General features: G+C 69.1%; 18 protein-coding genes. 7 read left to right on the top strand and 11 right to left on the bottom strand.

The window, feature by feature from the left end; all coding sequences use genetic code 11:
- Together ACFVH2_RS17100 and ACFVH2_RS17095 are read left to right on the top strand one after the other, a co-directional pair.
- Complete coding sequence (locus tag ACFVH2_RS17100; protein WP_378423564.1) at positions 1 to 633, top strand: TetR/AcrR family transcriptional regulator; 633 nt, start codon at positions 1 to 3, stop codon at positions 631 to 633.
- A gap of 29 nt (positions 634 to 662) precedes the next feature.
- Positions 663 to 1,817, top strand: coding sequence for an acetyl-CoA C-acetyltransferase (locus ACFVH2_RS17095; RefSeq protein ID WP_378423566.1), 1,155 nt, complete (start codon positions 663 to 665; stop codon positions 1,815 to 1,817).
- A gap of 67 nt (positions 1,818 to 1,884) precedes the next feature.
- On the opposite strand, the gene ACFVH2_RS17090 is transcribed toward ACFVH2_RS17095, so the two are convergent.
- The 4 genes from ACFVH2_RS17090 to ACFVH2_RS17075 all read right to left on the bottom strand — a co-directional run bounded on the left by ACFVH2_RS17090 (position 1,885) and on the right by ACFVH2_RS17075 (position 5,951).
- Entirely contained in the window at positions 1,885 to 2,583 is a 699-nt protein-coding gene (locus tag ACFVH2_RS17090) for a methyltransferase domain-containing protein (RefSeq protein WP_378423568.1), read from the bottom strand.
- A 95-nt stretch (positions 2,584 to 2,678) separates the two neighbouring features.
- Positions 2,679 to 3,779 carry an alpha/beta fold hydrolase gene (locus ACFVH2_RS17085; protein WP_378423570.1) on the bottom strand — a complete coding sequence of 367 codons (1,101 nt, stop codon included), beginning with the start codon at positions 3,777 to 3,779 and terminating at the stop codon, positions 2,679 to 2,681.
- 88 nt (positions 3,780 to 3,867) lie between these two features.
- Positions 3,868 to 4,494 carry a TetR/AcrR family transcriptional regulator gene (locus ACFVH2_RS17080; protein ID WP_378423572.1) on the bottom strand — a complete coding sequence of 209 codons (627 nt, stop codon included), beginning with the start codon at positions 4,492 to 4,494 and terminating at the stop codon, positions 3,868 to 3,870.
- 59 nt (positions 4,495 to 4,553) lie between these two features.
- Entirely contained in the window at positions 4,554 to 5,951 is a 1,398-nt protein-coding gene (locus ACFVH2_RS17075; protein WP_378423574.1) for a cytochrome P450, read from the bottom strand.
- Positions 5,952 to 6,033: 82 nt separating this feature from the next.
- Between ACFVH2_RS17075 and ACFVH2_RS17070 the strand changes: the two genes are divergently transcribed.
- Positions 6,034 to 6,660: a TetR/AcrR family transcriptional regulator gene (locus tag ACFVH2_RS17070; protein ID WP_378423576.1), complete on the top strand. Its 627-nt coding sequence runs from the start codon at positions 6,034 to 6,036 to the stop codon at positions 6,658 to 6,660.
- A gap of 173 nt (positions 6,661 to 6,833) precedes the next feature.
- On the top strand, positions 6,834 to 7,112 hold the full coding sequence (locus ACFVH2_RS17065) for a DUF2277 domain-containing protein (RefSeq protein ID WP_378423577.1): 279 nt from the start codon (positions 6,834 to 6,836) through the stop codon (positions 7,110 to 7,112).
- Between the two features lie 60 nt (positions 7,113 to 7,172).
- Here the strand turns inward: ACFVH2_RS17065 and ACFVH2_RS17060 are convergent, their stop codons facing one another.
- From ACFVH2_RS17060 to echA20, 4 genes are read right to left on the bottom strand one after another with little or no spacing between them, the layout of a single operon-like run.
- Positions 7,173 to 8,240 carry an NAD(P)H-dependent flavin oxidoreductase gene (locus ACFVH2_RS17060; RefSeq protein WP_378423579.1) on the bottom strand — a complete coding sequence of 356 codons (1,068 nt, stop codon included), beginning with the start codon at positions 8,238 to 8,240 and terminating at the stop codon, positions 7,173 to 7,175.
- Positions 8,237 to 8,995: a CoA-transferase subunit beta gene (locus ACFVH2_RS17055; protein ID WP_378423581.1), complete on the bottom strand. Its 759-nt coding sequence runs from the start codon at positions 8,993 to 8,995 to the stop codon at positions 8,237 to 8,239. Before ACFVH2_RS17055 ends, ACFVH2_RS17060 begins: the two co-directional genes overlap by 4 nt.
- The gene (gene ipdA, locus ACFVH2_RS17050; RefSeq protein WP_378423582.1) at positions 8,992 to 9,876 is read right to left on the bottom strand and encodes a cholesterol ring-cleaving hydrolase subunit IpdA; all 885 of its coding nucleotides are present in this window, start codon (positions 9,874 to 9,876) and stop codon (positions 8,992 to 8,994) included. The genes ACFVH2_RS17055 and ipdA overlap by 4 nt, the downstream gene beginning before the upstream one ends.
- Before the next feature lie 14 nt (positions 9,877 to 9,890).
- Complete coding sequence (echA20, locus tag ACFVH2_RS17045) at positions 9,891 to 10,652, bottom strand: (7aS)-7a-methyl-1,5-dioxo-2,3,5,6,7,7a-hexahydro-1H-indene-carboxyl-CoA hydrolase (protein WP_378423584.1); 762 nt, start codon at positions 10,650 to 10,652, stop codon at positions 9,891 to 9,893.
- A 154-nt stretch (positions 10,653 to 10,806) separates the two neighbouring features.
- Between echA20 and ACFVH2_RS17040 the strand changes: the two genes are divergently transcribed.
- Positions 10,807 to 11,595 (top strand): SDR family oxidoreductase, encoded by a 789-nt coding sequence (locus ACFVH2_RS17040; protein ID WP_378423585.1) that lies wholly within the window; start codon positions 10,807 to 10,809, stop codon positions 11,593 to 11,595.
- Positions 11,596 to 11,604: 9 nt separating this feature from the next.
- A complete protein-coding gene (locus tag ACFVH2_RS17035) occupies positions 11,605 to 12,519 on the top strand; it encodes an SDR family oxidoreductase (RefSeq protein ID WP_378423587.1) in 915 nt (304 codons plus the stop codon).
- 59 nt (positions 12,520 to 12,578) lie between these two features.
- Here ACFVH2_RS17035 and ACFVH2_RS17030 read toward each other — a convergent pair whose 3' ends face one another.
- The 3 genes from ACFVH2_RS17030 to ACFVH2_RS17020 form a co-directional block, all read right to left on the bottom strand.
- A complete protein-coding gene (locus ACFVH2_RS17030; RefSeq protein WP_378428685.1) occupies positions 12,579 to 13,256 on the bottom strand; it encodes a GNAT family N-acetyltransferase in 678 nt (225 codons plus the stop codon).
- Between the two features lie 102 nt (positions 13,257 to 13,358).
- Positions 13,359 to 13,823 carry a nitroreductase family deazaflavin-dependent oxidoreductase gene (locus ACFVH2_RS17025; RefSeq protein ID WP_378428687.1) on the bottom strand — a complete coding sequence of 155 codons (465 nt, stop codon included), beginning with the start codon at positions 13,821 to 13,823 and terminating at the stop codon, positions 13,359 to 13,361.
- Between the two features lie 7 nt (positions 13,824 to 13,830).
- On the bottom strand, positions 13,831 to 14,994 hold the full coding sequence (locus ACFVH2_RS17020; protein ID WP_378428689.1) for a steroid 3-ketoacyl-CoA thiolase: 1,164 nt from the start codon (positions 14,992 to 14,994) through the stop codon (positions 13,831 to 13,833).
- A gap of 162 nt (positions 14,995 to 15,156) precedes the next feature.
- Here ACFVH2_RS17020 and ACFVH2_RS17015 point away from each other — a divergent pair, with 162 nt between their 5' ends.
- Complete coding sequence (locus tag ACFVH2_RS17015; RefSeq protein ID WP_378428691.1) at positions 15,157 to 16,410, top strand: cytochrome P450; 1,254 nt, start codon at positions 15,157 to 15,159, stop codon at positions 16,408 to 16,410.
- Positions 16,411 to 16,506 lie beyond the last annotated feature (96 nt).

Here is a 16,506-nt window from a genome sequence, read left to right as displayed (position 1 = left end):
GTGACCCCTCCGCCTCGTGCCGCCGAAGAGTCCGCCAACAAGTCCGGCCGTCGAGCCGAACTGCTCGAGTTGGCGGCCTCGCTGTTCGCCGACCGTGGGATGCGCGCGACTACCGTCCGCGACATCGCCGATGCCGCTGGAATCCTCTCCGGCAGTCTCTACCACCACTTCGACTCGAAGGAGTCGATGGTCGACGAGATCCTCAAGGGCTTCCTCGACGACCTGTTCGGCCGCTACCGCGCAATCGTGGACGCCGGGCTCAGTGCCCGCGCAACCCTCGAGTCGCTGGTCGTCGCGTCGTTCGACTCCATCGACCAGTCGCACGCCGCGGTGGCGATCTACCAGGACGAGGCCAAGCACCTCGTCGGCAGCGAGCGGTTCGACTACATCACCGAGCGTAATCGGGAGTTCCGCGGCCTGTGGGTCTCGGTGCTCGAGTCCGGCATCGAGGACGGCAGCTTCCGTCCCGACATCGACGTCGAACTGGTCTACCGCTTCATGCGTGACACCGTGTGGGTGGCGGTCCGCTGGTATCGGCCGGGCGGACCGATGACCGCCGAGACCGTTGCCAAGCAGTACCTGGCGATCGTGCTCGACGGGCTCGCCAGCCCCCAGTCACGACCGGCTTCCTAAGTCTCGATCCGAACCGTAGGAGTTATCCCATGCCCGAGGCATACATCGTCGACGCCATCCGCACCCCGATCGGCAAGAAGAACGGTGGCCTGGCCCCCGTCCACCCGATCGACCTCGGCGCGCACGTCATCAAGGCCGTCGTCGAGCGGACCGGCATCGACCCGTCGGACGTCGACGACGTCATCTTCGGCTGTGTCGACGCCATCGGCGGCCAGGCCGGCAACATCGCGCGCCTGTCGTGGCTGGCCGCGGGCCTGCCGCAGCACGTGCCGGGCGTGACCGTGGACCGTCAGTGCGGTTCGAGCCAGCAGGCCATCCAGTTCGGTGCGCAGGCGATCCTCTCCGGCACCGCCGACCTGATCATCGCCGGCGGCGTCCAGAACATGAGCCAGATCCCGATCTCGGCCGCCATGATCGTCGGCGACCAGTACGGCTTCTCCACCCCTACCGCCGAGTCCAAGGGCTGGACCGAGCGCTACGGCAACGAGGAGGTCTCGCAGTTCCGCGGTGCCGAGATGATCGCCGAGAAGTGGGACATCAGCCGCGAGGAGCTCGAGAAGTGGGCCCTGCAGAGCCACGAGCGCGCCAAGTCCGCGATCGCCGAGGGACGCTTCGAGAAGGAGATCGTCCCGTTCGGTGACGTCACCACCGACGAGGGCCCGCGTGAGACCAGCCTCGAGAAGATGGCCGGCCTCAACGTCCTGGTCGAGGGTGGACGCCTGACCGCCGCCGTCGCCAGCCAGATCTCCGACGGCGCCAGCGCGCTGCTGCTCGCCTCGGAGGAGGCCGTCGCCAAGCACGGTCTGAAGCCCCGCGCCCGGATCCACCACATGAGCGCCCGTGGCGACGACCCGATCTTCATGCTCAGCGCCCCGATCCCGGCCACCCAGCACGCGCTCGCCAAGACCGGCCTGACCATCGACGACATCGATCTGATCGAGATCAACGAGGCCTTCGCGCCCGTCGTGCTCGCCTGGATCAAGGAGATCGGCGCCGACCCGGCCAAGGTCAACGTCAACGGCGGCGCGATCGCGCTCGGCCACCCGCTCGGCGCCACCGGCACCAAGCTGATGGCCACCCTGCTCAACGAGCTCGAGCGCACCGGCGGCCGCTACGGCCTGCTCACCATCTGCGAGGGTGGCGGCACCGCGAACGTCACGATCATCGAGCGCATCCAGGACTAGTCCCGGCCGCTGTCGAAGCCCTCCCGATCGTCGATCGGGAGGGCTTCGACGTCTGTCCAGGGTTCCGTCAGCTGTGTTTGCGGGCGACGCCTGCGATCTGGGTGTTGGCCGGCAGGAAGGGCGAGCGCAGCCGGTAGGCCTCGACGGTCGTCTCGGCGAATCCGGCAGCCTCGACGACTGCCCGCAGGTCCCGCTCGCAGGAGCAGCCTTCGAAGGTCCAACTCCATGGCCGCCGCGCGGCCCGCTGCAGGCGGCGCAGGGCCGTGCCGTCCGGGGCGGCGACGTGTTCCAGGAAGGCGTATCGCCCCCCGGGACGCAGGACGCGGTGGACCTCGGTGAGGACGGCGGCGGGGTCGGGCACGGTGCAGAGCACGAGGCTGGATATCACCGCGTCGACCGACGCGTCGGGCAGATCGAGCCGTTCGGCGCCGGTGGCGTGCAGTTCCACATCGATTCGGGCGCGGGCGGCACGCGCGCGCAGGCGATCGCGCATGGCCGGGTTCGGCTCGACGGCGATCAGCCGGGTGCCCGCGCGGAGATAGCGCAGGTTCGCCCCCACACCGGGCCCCAGCTCGACGACGGTGCCGGGAAGGTTGTCGAACAGGGACCGTTTGTGCGGCTGCAGCAGGTGATCCAGGTACCGGTCGAGCGCGGTGAAGAACAGGGCGTTGAACGGCCCGCGGAGGGGATGGTGCCGAACTGCTCCTGGCGTGATCGGCGCAGACTCCTCGGGCTCGCGGGACAACACATCGTGGCTGGCGTCCATCGCTGGCGCTCCTTTCCGGGTTCACGGTCGAGGTGACGACAAGCCTGGCGGAGGGGCGTAGCGGTGGATAGGCGGGAATCACCCCAGCCGGTACCTCAATCCGGTACCTCGACGTCGGTTCCCGAGCTGGGCGAGATTCGCCGGCCCCACCAGGCGGCGACCTGGGCGCGGGACGTGACGCCGAGCCGGAGGCGGATGCGCTCCAGGTGTCCCTCGGCAGAGCGCTCCTCGATGCCCAGCCGCTGGGCGATCTGCCGGTTGGTCATGCCATCGGCGACGAGTGCGGCCACCTGCAGCTGTCGCGGGGTCAACTCGCCCGCGGGCGGGGCTGGCCGTTCCGTCGGGGGCGTGGCGGGACCGCTCCGGAGGAATTCCAGGATCGCCCGGACGATGGCCGCGGCCTCGCCCACGTACGGGAAATGGCTGTTGCCGGGCAGTGAGATCAGCCGCGCGCCGGGGATCCGCGCGGCCAGCTCCCGGCCCGCACGGTAGGGGATGGCCCGGTCTCCGCGCCGGTGCACCACCAGCGTCGGGGCGGCGACCCGGGCGAGTAGATCGGTCACGTCGATCTCGTAGCACTGCGCGAGCAGGTCGACGGCGAGGTGCGGCGATGCCGCCTCCCGCTGCAGGCGGGCGAAGAGCGCCTTGGTCGCGGTACTGCCGTCCGGCAGGAAGATGTCCGCCAGCAGCTCCGACCCCAACCCCCAGTGCGCCCGGATCATGCCCAGCATGGCGGTGCGGACCTCCGGCGCGGCGATGTGCGCGCCGTCGGCGTAACCGCCGTACAGGATCAGCCGGTCGACCCGCTGTGGGAACCGGGCCGCGACGGCGACCGACACCGGCGCGCCCAGGGAGATGCCCAGCAGATCGAAGCGGTCCAGGTCCAGGTGATCGGCAAGGCCGTGAAGCACCGCCACATCGGTGTCCAGTCCCTGCGCCCCCGGCCAGGGGTCGGAAAGCCCGCAGCCGGGCCGGTCGTACTGCACTACCGTGCGGACCGCCGACAGTGGAGCGAAGAAGGCGCGGTAGGCCGGGTCCTGCCACAGCAGTTCCAGATGGCTGATCCACGCCGCGGGAACCAGCAGGGCTTTCCCCCGTCCCATGCAGGTGTATGCGATCCGCGCGCCGGTCGGCGCCGTGCAGAAGCGGACCGGGCGCCGCGGCTCGAGTGTCTCCTGCGAGGACGGTTGGCCCATGGGCCTCCAGCCTTTGATGCCTACGTCACACCATCATGCCGCACGAGGTGGCAAACTGGTGGGCGACGACGGGGCTGTGCCCGAGCGGCTACTGGAGCGTGCCGATCAGTGCGTAGAGCGCGTCGGCGAGGCGCTCGCACCACGCGTCGGCGTCCTCGTAGCCGTGCGCCAGGCCCCGGATCATGGTGCTGGACACCAGAATGTCGAACACCGTCTCGGCGGTGGTCTCGGCGTGCGGGCCGGGGGACGGGACGGCCTGGAGGATGCGCGCGACCAGTACCGTGCGCACCGGTTTCTCGGCGCGCTGCACGACGCGCTCGTGCACCCCGTCGTGGTGGTGGTACGCCGAGAGCAGACCCGGGATCGCCGAGCGGGCGGCGGGGTGGGCGGTACGGGCGAGGAACTTGTGGATCCACGCCAGCAGGTCGGCGCGCAGGTCGTCGGTGGCGGGTGGCAGCGGGACCTCGCCACTTTGGAGGCCGAAGATCGCGTCCTCGATGATCATCTCGCGGGTGGCCCAGCGGCGGTAGATCGCCGGCGCGCTGACCTGTGCGCGACGGGCGATCGCCTGGATGGTGGTCTTCTGGTACCCGGCCTCGACGAGTAGATCCACCGTCGCCTGCATGACCGCCAGGTCTACCTGCGGGTCGCGGGGTCGGCCGGGGCCGCTGGCCTCGACGGAATGCTCGTGGGACGCCTTCACAAGGGCGGACATTACCGGAGCGGGGTGGAGGCCCGGCTCGTCCGAGGCTCTTCGGTCCGGTTCCGGTTGTCTCAGTGTCTGCGGGTGAGCGTGACGTCGAATCGTGTCGGCATCAGCGTCAGTCGCTCCTGAACGCGCAACCGGTAGTTCGGATCGCCGGTGATGTCGTAGCGATGGAGCACGGTGCCGAGCACGAGAACGGCCTCGTGCAAAGCGAATTGGCGTCCAATGCAGGCACGCTCGCCGGTACCGAACGGCTTGTAGACGTGGGCCGGTCGGGTCCGGACGCGCTCGGAGAGGAAGCGGTCGGGGTCGAAGCGGTCCGGATCGGATCCCCACACCGGGTTTCGGTGCAGAGCCGGGATCAGCACGAGCATCCAGTCGCCCGCCCGCATCCGGTGCCTGCCGAGCAGTGTCGTGTCGTGAACGGCTTCCCGCGCGTAGGCGGGCGCGGTCGGCCACAGCCGGAGTGACTCGTCGAGGATCCTGCGGACGTACCGCAGTTTCGCGATCTGCTCGTAGGACGGCCGGTGGTCGCGCTCACGGCCCCACACCGCGTCCACCTCGGCCTGCGCCCGGGCCAGGACCTCGGGATGACGTGAGAGGTAGTAGAGCGCGAACGACAGTGCCCCGGACGTGGTTTCGTGGCCGGCGACGAGGAAGGTGATGACCTGGTGCCGAATGTTGAGTTCGTCGACACGATTCGGGCTGTTCTCACGCTCGGCGCGCAGCATCAGTTCGAGCAGGTCCTCGGGCGCGCTCTCGATGCTGTCCCAGCGGGACCGGATAACCTCGTCGACGACCTCGGCGAGGTAGGCGACGTCCGCCTCGTGACGAGACTTTCGGCGGGCCAGGGGGAGTCGGCCGACGGGGGAGGTCATCAGCTGGGCGTGGGAGAGGGCGCGGACCATGGTCTCGACGAACGGGTGGGGCCGGTCGCGCTCGAACGAGTCGAACGAGTAGCTGAAGCCGGTGCGGCCGATCGTCTCGAGCGTCAGCTTGGTCATGTCGGACGAGACATCCACCCGCGCAGTCGGTTCGAGTCGGCGATCCCAGTGCCGCGTCAGTTCGCCCGCGACGTCGACCATCGTCTCGTGGTACGACCGCATCGCGCTCTTGGTGAATGCGGGCATCAACAGTTCGTGTCCGCGCCGCCAGTTCGGTTCCTCGCTGTACGCGGTGAACAGTCCGTCGCCCGCGATGCCGCGCAGCGCCGCGACAGCCGGGGCGAGGTGTTTGCGGAACCGCGTCTCGTCGCCGAGCTCGGCGACGATGTCGGGGTCCGAGACGATGACGAATCGGGTGCCGAGAACCTTCCGCTCGAAGATCGGCCCGAGTTCGGCCGCGTAGCGCATCGAATCCTGCACGGGCGTGCGCGGATTGACGCCGATCACGTCGCCAAGGACGGGCAGTCGCCGGCGCGGATGCGGAATCGCGAGCCGGCCGGTCGGAAGCAGGTCCACGCTCACGTCAGCCTCCCCAGTACTGAACTCGTGTCTAGTAAGGCAACGTACCCCTTACTGAACTCGTGTCAAGTAGTCTGGGCTCACGATGTCGGAACCACGTCGCCGCCTGGCCCCCGAGCAGCGCCGGATGCAGCTGCTCGACATCGGTGCCCGCCTCTTCGCGGAGCGCCCGTACGACGAGGTGTGGATAGAAGAGGTCGCGGAACTCGCCGGGGTCTCGCGCGGGCTGATGTACCACTACTTCCCGAACAAGCGGGACTTCTTCGCGGCGATCGTGCAGCGGGCGGCGGACGCGCTGGTCGAGGCGACGAGGCCCGACCCCGACCTTCCGGTCCGCGACCAGGTGACGGCGGGACTCGATGCCTACCTCGACCACTTCGCGGCGAACGGTCACGGAATCCGGGCGGTCAACCAGGGTGCGCTGTCCGCCGACCCCGGCATCCGCGCCATCGTCGAGCGTGAGATCGACACCCAGCAGCGCCGGATCCTCGACGCGATCGACCTCGACCCGTCCGAACTGGAGGTCGCCGCGATTGCGGTGCACGGCTGGCTCGCCTTCGTCCGGGCCACCTGCCTCGACTGGCTCGATCACCCCGCGGTCCCGGCCGCCGAGCTGCGCGAGCTGTGCCTGCGCACCCTGGCGGGGGCGCTGGCGCCCTACACCGATCTGGTTGTCGGTCGGCCCTCGCCGCCGCCGACGATCCGGGGTTAGCGCCCCGCGCCCGAAGTCTTCTCGCGGTTGCCGGGGCCAACGCGGCGCCTCGCTGCGTTGTCGAAGTCCCAGGTAGAACACCGCTACCTGGGACTCCTCCGCCTTCCGATGCATCCACGTGGATCCCCGGCAACCATCAAGGGACTTCGAGCACGAGGCGCTAGGGTCGGGGCATGTGCCGAAACATCACCGAGCTGCGCGGACTCGAGCCGGCCGCCACGGCGGAGGAGATCGAGGCCGCAGCGCGTCAGTACGTTCGGAAGGTGAGCGGGATCCAGAAGCTCTCCGACGCCAACCGGGAGGCCTTCGAGAAGGCGGTCGAGGAGGTCACCGCGACCACCGCCGAGCTGCTGGCGGCGCTCCCTCCGCGCAGGCAGCCCCCGCAGACCGTCCCACCGCTGCGCCGTCCGGAGGTACGCGCCCGCATCGCGGCCGCCGCCGCAAACGGGTGAGGGGAGCCTCCGACCAGTTGGACCGGTCGAAGGCTCCCCTCATCACGTGGGAGTGTGCGCTCAGGCCTTGAAGGCCCCGAGGGCGTCGATCCGCTTCACGGCGTCGGCCATGATCCGGTCGATCAGTTCCTGGCAGCTGGGCAGGTCGTCGATCATGCCGACCACCTGACCCGACGCCAGCACGCCCGCCTCGGTGTTGCCCTCGACCAGTCCGGCCTTGAGCAGCATCGGGGTGTTGGCGGCCATGATGATCTGCTGCCAGGTCCGGTCGCCGGACTTCTTCATCGCCAGGCCGTCCTTGGCCAGCGTCGACCACTTCATGCCCGTCATGGCCTTGAACTTCAGGGCGTTCTTCGTCGCGGCGACGAGTCCCTTTGCGTAGCTGGACTTCTCGAGGCTGTTGACCAGGTCGGTGTTGAGCACCCGGTGCGGCATGCCGTCGACCTTGACGGACACCGTGGTGTCCTGCAGGCCGCGCTTGAGGTACTCCTGCTTGACCGAGTCCGGCACCGCGGAGTCGCTGGTGAGCAGGAAGCGGGTGCCCATCGCGACACCGGCCGCACCGTACGACAGTGCTGCCGCCAGTCCGCGCCCGTCGAAGAAGCCGCCGCCGGCGATCACCGGGATGTCGACCGCGTCCAGGACCGAGGGCAGCAGCAGCGTCGTCGCGACGCCGCCGGTGTGCCCGCCGCCCTCGCCGCCCTGCACGACCACCGCGTCCGCGCCCCAGGAGGCTACCTTGACCGCGTGCTTGGCGGCACCGATCGAGGGGACCACGACGATGCCGTTGTCCTTGAGCTTGGCGATCAGGTCCTTCTTCGGCGCCAGCGCGAACGAGGCGACCTTGACGCCCTCACGGATCAGCAGGTCGCACCGCTGCCCGGCGTCCGACGCGTCGGCGCGCATGTTGACGCCGAACGGCTTGTCGGTGAGCTGCTTGGTCTTCTTGATCGCCGCCTCGAGCTCGTCGTAGGTCATCGTCGCCGAGGCGAGGATGCCCAGGCCACCCGCGTTGCAGGTGGCCGCGGTCAGGCGCGGGCCCGAGACCCAGCCCATGCCGGTCTGCACGATCGGGTGCTCGATGCCGACCAGTTCGGTCAGCGGCGTGCGGAGAACCTGCGCGCTCACGCTGAGACCTCGCGGTCGCGGAAGCTCTTCGGGTCGAGCACCTCGCGGATGATGCGCAGCTCCTCGGCGGTCGGCTCGCGGGTGACACCCGCCTCGGCGAGACCGGCGACCTCGAAGGAGGTGTTCTCCGCGACCTCGTCGGCGGTGACGCCCGGGTGCAGGGTCAGCGCGCGGAAGGTGCGGCCCGGCCCACCGAAGTCGAAGACGCCCAGGTTGGTGACGACGCGGTACACGCCCAGGTACTTGTAGGCCGGGTTCTCCGGATCGACCTTGTCGTAGCCCACGCCCGAGACGACGTCGACCTGGTCGCAGAAGACGCGCGAGGTGTGCTTGCCGACCCAGTAGCTGGTGGCGTGGTTGATCGTGTTGCCCGGGGCTCCGCGGACACCGAACATCTGCCGGCTCGGCTGCTGCAGCGGACCGAAGGCGGACAGGTTCTGGTTGCCGTACTTGTCGATCTGGTTGGCGCCCATGACGACGTGGCGGCGACCGGAGGCGACGACGTCGAACACCTTGCGGAACGGCATCCAACCCTCGACCGGACCGGTCTTGCCGACGGCCGGGGTGTCGGCAAGGATCAGCGCCTCGCCGTCGGTGATCAGCAGGTCCGGCTCGGTGGTGAGCCGGGCCAGGCGGGCGCCGAGCTGCGACATCGTCGACATCGGGCTGGCCATGATCTCGCCGGCGCCGGCGAACAGGTCGGCGCAGGCGATCGCGCAGTACTCGGCGCGAGTTACGGTCTCGGTGGCGGTCATGCCTGCTGCTCCTCTGCGAACTTCTTGACGGCGGCCTGGTAGTCGTCCTCGGAACCGGACAGGAAGCGGTCCACGAAGGCCTGCCAGGACTCGGGGGTCTTGGCGGCCTCGGCGTAGTGCCGCTGGAACTTCTCGTCCCGGCCGTAGGACTCGCCGGCGAGGGTGAAGTGTGCGCCGTTCGGGGCCTCGACCACGGCGTCGACCATCATCCGATTGACGATCAGCTGCTGCAGCGGCACCTCCTTGACCAGCTGCTCGGTCTCGACGACCTTCTCGACCGAGAGGTAACGCCTCTCGGCGGCCATCAGGTACAGGTCGTCGAAGTAGGGGTCGACGCCCTGGTATCCGGCGTTGCCGCGGGCGTCGCCGATGTTCAGGTGCACGAACGCGGCGTCCAGGTTCAGCGCCGGCATCGCGATCAGGGTCTCGGGCTTGCCGGACTCGTCGGCGTAGGGGGAGGTGACGGTCTTGAGCTCGTCGCCCCAGAAGTTCTGCACGTCCGAGCCGAGGCCGGCGCGGATCGGCAGGAACGGCAGGCGTGCGGCGGCGGCCTCGAGGCCGCACTTGACCATGCCCTCGTCCATCTCGCGGGCGACGAGCTCGCCGGAGGTGCGGGCCTTGGCGAACCACGGGTCGTAGAACGGCGCCGAGTCCAGCGACACGAATCCGTAGTAGGCCTTCTTGACCTTGCCCGCCGAGCACAGCAGGCCCAGGTCGGGTCCGCCGTAGGTGACGACGGTCAGGTCCTTGACGTCCGAGCGCAGGATCGCGCGGACGAACGCCATCGGCTTGCGGCGCGATCCCCAGCCGCCGAGGCCGATGGTCATGCCGCTGCGCAGTTCGCCGACGATCTCGTCGAGCGACTTCCTCTTGTCAGCCATTCTCAGTTCACTCCCTACTTGTTCGCGCGCGGCTTGCCGGTGGCGACGAACTCGTCGCGGTGCTCGTCGGCGACGCCGGCGAGGTTGAGCTCGAACGTGAAGCCCTGCTCGATCCGGTAGCTGGTGTGTACGTCCATCACGTCGATGCGGTTGATGGCTTCCTTGGCGCGCCGGATGACCCGGGTGTCCTTGGCGGCGATCTCGCCGGCGATCTTCAGTGCGCAGGCGTCGAGTTCGGCGCGCGGGACCACGTCGTACACGGAACCGAAGTGCTTGAGGGTCTGGGCGTCGACGTTCTTCGCCGTGTAGTACAGCGTGCGCATCATGTGCTGGGGGACCAGGCGCGCGAGGTGCGTGGCCGCACCGAGTGCGCCGCGGTCGACCTCGGGCAGACCGAAGATCGCGTCGTCGGACGCGACGATGACGTCCGCGTTGCCGACCAGGCCGATGCCGCCGCCGACGCAGAAGCCGTTGACGGCGACCACGACGGGAACCTCGCAGTCGTAGACCGCGGAGAAGGCCGCAGCGCAGCCGCGGTTGGCGTCGATCAACGCGCCGTGACCCTCGGTGGCCTGCATTTCCTTGATGTCGACGCCGGCGTTGAAGCCGCGGCCCTCGGCTCGCAGGATCACCACGTGGGTGCTCTGATCCTTGCCGGCCTCGCGGATGGCGTCAGCCAGTTCGAACCACCCCTTCGAGGGGATGGCGTTCACAGGGGGGTAGTCGACGGTGACCGTGGTGATGCCGGACCCGTCGGATTTTGAGGTGATTCCCATCGTGTTTCCTTAGGTAGGTCGCCAAACCAAGCGATTGCTTGGTAAGTTAGCACACCTGCGGGTCGAGCCGGAGTTCGTTCGATGTGGACGGGCGGTCCCTCGACCCGCAGAGAATCCCTGACGCGCGGGGAATCTTCAGGCAGCGGAGGTACTGGTGGAGCTAGGTCTGGACGGCAACGTCGTACTCGTCACCGGCGGCGTACGTGGCATCGGTGCGGGTATCAGCCGCGCCTTCCTGGCCGCCGGCGCCACGGTGATCACCTGCGCGCGGCGGCCCGCGGACGAGCCGATCGAGGTCGACGGACGAGCGGTCGAGTTCATCGCGTGTGACGTCCGCGATCCCGAGCAGGTGCAGTCGATGATCGAGCAGATCGTCGCGACGCACGGCCGGCTCGACACCGTCGTCAACAACGCGGGCGGCGCGCCCTACGCGCTCGCTGCCGACGCGAGCCCGCGCTTCCACTCGAAGATCGTGGAGCTGAATCTGCTCGCGCCGCTGCTCATCTCGCAGGTGGCGAATGCCGTGATGCAGAAGCAGGACGGCGGCGGCTCGATCGTGATGGTCTCGAGCGTCAGCGGCAGCAGGCCCTCACCGGGCACGGCGGCGTACGGTGCCGCCAAGGCGGGCATCGACAGCCTGTCGACGAGCCTCGCGGTGGAGTGGGCGCCGAAGGTCCGGGTCAACTCGATCGTCGTCGGCCTCGTCGAGACCGAGCAGTCGCACCTGCACTACGGCGGCCCCGAGGGCATCGCCGCGGTCGGCGAAACGGTCCCGCTGGGCAGGATGGCCCGGCCCGAGGACATCGGAAACAGTGCGATCTTCCTCGCGTCCCCGCTGGCGTCGTACGTCAGCGGTTCGACCCTGACCGTGCACGGTGGCGGTGAACGCCCGGCCTTCCTGGCTGCGGCGGACGCGGAAACTTCGAACAATGCAGCAAGTTAAGGAGAACAAGTGAGCGGACTGGTAGACGGTCGCGTCGTCATCGTGACGGGCGCGGGCCGCGGCATCGGGCGGGCGCACGCGCTGGCTTTCGCGGCCGAGGGTGCGAAGGTCGTCGTCAACGACATCGGTGTCGGCGGAGACGGATCGGCGACGGGTGAGAGCCCCGGCGAGCAGGTCGTCGCGGAGATCATCGCCGCCGGCGGCCAGGCGGTCGTGAACGGCGACGACGTCGCCGACTGGGACGGCGCCCAGAACCTGATCAAGACGGCCATCGACAACTTCGGCGGCCTCGACGTGCTGGTCAACAACGCGGGCTTCCTGCGCGACCGCATGCTCGTCGGGATGGCCGAGGAGGAGTGGGACGCGGTGATCCGCGTGCACCTCAAGGGTCACTTCGCGCCGCTGCGGCACGCCGCCGCGTACTGGCGCGCCGAGTCCAAGGCCGGACGTCCGGTGGACGCGCGCATCATCAACACCAGCTCGGGCGCGGGCCTGCAGGGCTCCATCGGCCAGGGCAACTACGCGGCCGCCAAGGCCGGTATCGCCGAGATGACCATCCAGGCCGCCGCCGAGCTGAAGAACTACGGCGTCTCGGTGAACGCGATCGCTCCCGCGGCCCGCACGCGCATGACCGTCGGCGCCGGCGGCGCGATGGCCGAGGCGATGGCCGCGCCGGAGGAGGGCTTCGACGCGATGGCGCCGGAGAACATCTCCCCGCTGGTCGTGTGGCTGGGTTCGACCGAGTCGAAGGCCGTCAGCGGCCGGGTGTTCGAGGTCGAGGGCGGCAAGATCACGGTCGCCGAGGGCTGGCGCCACGGACCCTCCCAGGACAAGGGTGACCGCTGGGATCCCAAGGAGCTCGGTCCCGTCGTCGCGGACCTGCTGGAGAAGGCCGAGACGCCCACTCCCGTCTACGGCGCGTAAAGCGCTTCGCGCAGTGGTGCGGTTACGGAGGGCAGGCCCTCCGCAACCGCACCACTGCGCTATGCGCCGGCGGGGGTCCGGACGACGACGACGGTCCCGGGGAAGTAGGCGGCCAGCTCGCTGCGCGACTGCTTGAGCGCAGCGGTGCCGTATCCGTGCTTGCGTGACTGCGGTGCGATCCACACCGCGATGTCCACTTCCTGACCGGTCAGCTCGCCGAAAACGAGGCCGACGCTCTGGGGCCGGTCGCCGCTCACGTCCTCGCAGACGAACCACGCCGCGCTCTCGTCGTCGACCCGATTCAGTCCGGCCGTGCGCTCGGACTCCACCCGATCGGTCGGCCACGGCGCACCGTTCTCGTCGAGCTGCTCGGCCGACCGCAGTCGGAACAGCTCGGTGTCGGTGTCGCTGGTGCTGAACGGCCGCAGTCGAACCCCTGCGCCGGTCGCGAACGGTCGCTGTTCCGGCAGCCACTTGAGCGTCGCGTCCAGGTTTCGCACCTCGTTGCTGAGCCGGTCGCGTTCGATCCTGGTCAACCTGCCGAGCTGCAGGCCGAGCACCACGTTGGCGTTGGCTGCGCTCGTCTCGAGCAACCCGCTGACGGTGCGCACGGCGGACTCGTGGTCGTCACTGTCGACGATGGCGTCGAGGACCTCGTGCCGCATGTCGAGCGCCTTCAGCAGCGCCGCGGCGAGCTCACGTCGGTCCAGGATCTGATCTTGGGGGCCAGCCGTCATGACGAAATCTCCCTATCCGTTGGTGTACAACAGCGGAGCGCGCGCCTGCCTGGTGGGCGGCGGACGCTCTCATCGCATTGTCTGTCAACGGACAGGCAATTGCTATGCGCACACGACGACGGGAATCGTCCGATCGGTCCAGGACTGGTAGTCGTCGAACTCGGGGTACATCGCGACCAGCTTGGGCCACAGCTCCGCGTGCTCGGCGTCGTCCGCGACCTTCGCAACCAGATGGCGCACGTCGGAACGGATCTGGACGGTGACGTTGGGGTCGGCCTTCAGGTTCAGGTACCACATTGGGTTCTTGGGCTGGCCGCCCTGGGAGGCGACCAGTACGACCCGGTCGCCGTCCTCGAGGAACAGCAGCGGGCTCACCCGCGGCTCGCCGCTCTTGCGTCCGGTGGTGGTGAGCAGGCAGATCGGCAGGCCGCTGCGCGCGGCACTGCCGACCCGCCATTTGCCGCCGAGGCGCCCACCGGTTGCCCGGTACGCGATCACGTTCGACTTCGACATCCATTTGATGACGACCCGGGTGAACTTCGTGTCGAGCAGCGGTGGGCGCTTCATCGTGGCGTCAGATCCGCTCGATGATGGTGCCGGTGGCCAGCGCGCCGCCCGCGCACATCGAGATCAGGGCGGTCGAGCCGTCGCGACGCTCGAGCTCGTGCAGGGCGGTGGTGATCAGTCGCGAGCCGGTGCTGCCGACCGGGTGGCCGAGCGCCAGCGCGCCGCCGTTGACGTTCACCTTGTCCATGTCCGGTCCGTGCACCTGGGCCCAGGACAGTGCCACGGAGGCGAAGGCTTCGTTGACCTCGAACAGGTCGAGGTCGCCGATCTTCATGCCGGCCTTCTCCAGGACCTTGGCGGTCGCCTGGACGGGGCCGTCGAGGTGGAACTCGGGCTCGGCGCCGACGAGCACCTGCGAGACGATCCGCGCGCGGGGCTTGAGGCCGAGCGCGATCGCGCGGTCGGAGTCCATCAGCAGCACGGCGGCGGCGCCGTCGGAGATCTGCGACGAGGTGCCCGCGGTGTGGATGCCGCCCTCGATGACCGGCTTGAGCTTGGCGAGGGACTCCGCGGTGGTGTCGCGCAGGCCCTGGTCCCGGGAGATGACGGTGGTCTCGTCGGTGGGCAGCTTGTCCTCGCCGATGACGGGCGCCGTCACGGGAAGCACCTCGCGGTCGAAGCGGCCCTCGGCCCAGGCCTGCTTGGCCAGTGCCTGCGACCGGACGCCGAGCGCCTCGATGTCCTCACGGGTGATGCCGCGGCGCTTCGCGATCCGCTCGGCGGCCTCGAACTGGGCGGGCATGTCGATGTCCCACGACGCGGGGCGGCGCGGGCCGGCCTCGGTGCCGACGTTCGCGCCGAGCGGGACCTGGCTCATCTGCTCGACGCCACAGGCGACGCCCATGTCGATGGCGCCGGTGGCGATGAGGCCGGCGATCAGGTGGTTGGCCTGCTGCGCCGATCCGCACTGGCAGTCGATGGTGGTGGCGCCGACCTGCCACGGGAGCCCGGCCGCGAGCCACGCCGTGCGGGTGACGTTGTTGGACTGCGCACCCGCCTGCGTGACGCAGCCGCCGATCACCTGCTCGACGAGGGCGGGATCGACGCCGGCGCGCTCGAGCAGCCCGACCTGAACGGCCCCGAGGGTCTCCGCGGCGTGCAGCCCGGACAGCCAGCCGCCGCGCTTGCCGATGGGGGTGCGAACTGCCTCGACGATTACTGGTGTGCCCACGGCGGGCTCCTTTCCGTTTGTACCTTGAAAAGTAGAACAGGTTCACCTCAGGAGCAAGGACTGTGCCCACGGTTCTTCCCTATACGGAGGGCCTGTGATTCAATGTTTATAGAACGTGTTACAGATCACTTGCGACATCGATCGCGGGGGCAGGAGACAACAGTGGCACAGCCCAACATTCCCGCGGGATTCGACTTTACGGACCCCGACATCTACGCACACCGGCTTCCGGTGGAGGAACTCGCCGAGGTCCGCAAGGCCGAGCCGGTGTACTGGGTCGAGCAGCCCGACGGCGTCGGCGGGTTCAACGACGGTGGCTACTGGCTGGTCACCCGGCACGAGGACATCCGGGACGTCTCGCAGCGCAGCGACGTCTTCTCCACTTGGGAGAACACCGCCATCCCGCGCTTCGCCGACGACATGCAGCGTGAGCAGATCGAACTCCAGCGCTTCGTGCTCCTGAACAAGGACGCGCCGGAGCACACCAAGCTGCGCAAGCTGGTCTCCCGCGGCTTCACCCCCCGCGCGATCAACGGGATCAAGGAAGAGCTGCGGGACCGCGCCGAGGCCATCGTCAAGGCCGCCGCCGCGGAGGGCAGCGGCGACTTCGTCACCCAGGTTGCGGCGGAGCTGCCGCTGCAGGCCATCGCGGAACTGATCGGCGTGCCGCAGGAGGACCGCGGCAAGGTCTTCGAGTGGTCCAACCAGATGACCTCGTACGACGACCCCGAGTTCGCGGACATCGATCCGGCGGCCGCGTCGATGGAGATCCTCGGCTACGCGTACCAGATGGCCGAGGCCCGCAAGCAGAACCCGGCCGACGACCTCGTCACCACCCTCATCGAGGCGGACGTCGACGGCGACGTGCTCAGCCCGGAGGAGTTCGGCTTCTTCGTGATCGTGCTCGCGGTGGCCGGCAACGAGACCACCCGCAACGCCACCACGCACGGCATGAAGGCCTTCATGGACAACCCCGAGCAGTGGGAGCTGTACAAGAAGGAGCGGCCGAAGACCACGGCCGACGAGATCATCCGCTGGGCCACCCCGGTCGCTGCCTTCCAGCGTACGGCGCTCGAGGACACCGAGATCGGTGGCGTGGCGATCAAGAAGGGCCAGCGCGTGGTGATGAGCTACGTGTCGGCGAACTTCGACGAGGACGTGTTCGAGAACCCGGAGAAGTTCGACATCCTGCGCGACCCGAACCCGCACCTGTCGTTCGGCGGTACCGGCGCCCACTACTGCCTCGGCGCCAACCTGGCCCGGATGGAGATCGACCTGATCTTCAACGCGATCGCCGACTTCCTGCCGGACATCGTCGAGGCCGGCGACACCCGCCGGCTGCGCTCCGGCTGGCTCAACGGCATCAAGGAGTACCAGGTCGACTACAAGACCGGCGGTTGCCCGGTCGCCCACTAGGGCAGTCGTTCCACCAGCATCATCCGGCGGCGGGGGGGGGGGGGGGCCCGGCCGCCCCCCCCCCCGGGGTGGGGCCCGCCACGAACCCACCACCCC

Source organism: Rhodococcus sp. NPDC127527 (assembly GCF_042672245.1).
Taxonomy (GTDB): Bacteria; Actinomycetota; Actinomycetes; order Mycobacteriales; family Mycobacteriaceae; genus Rhodococcus_G.
This window is presented reverse-complemented; position numbering and strand designations above follow the sequence as displayed.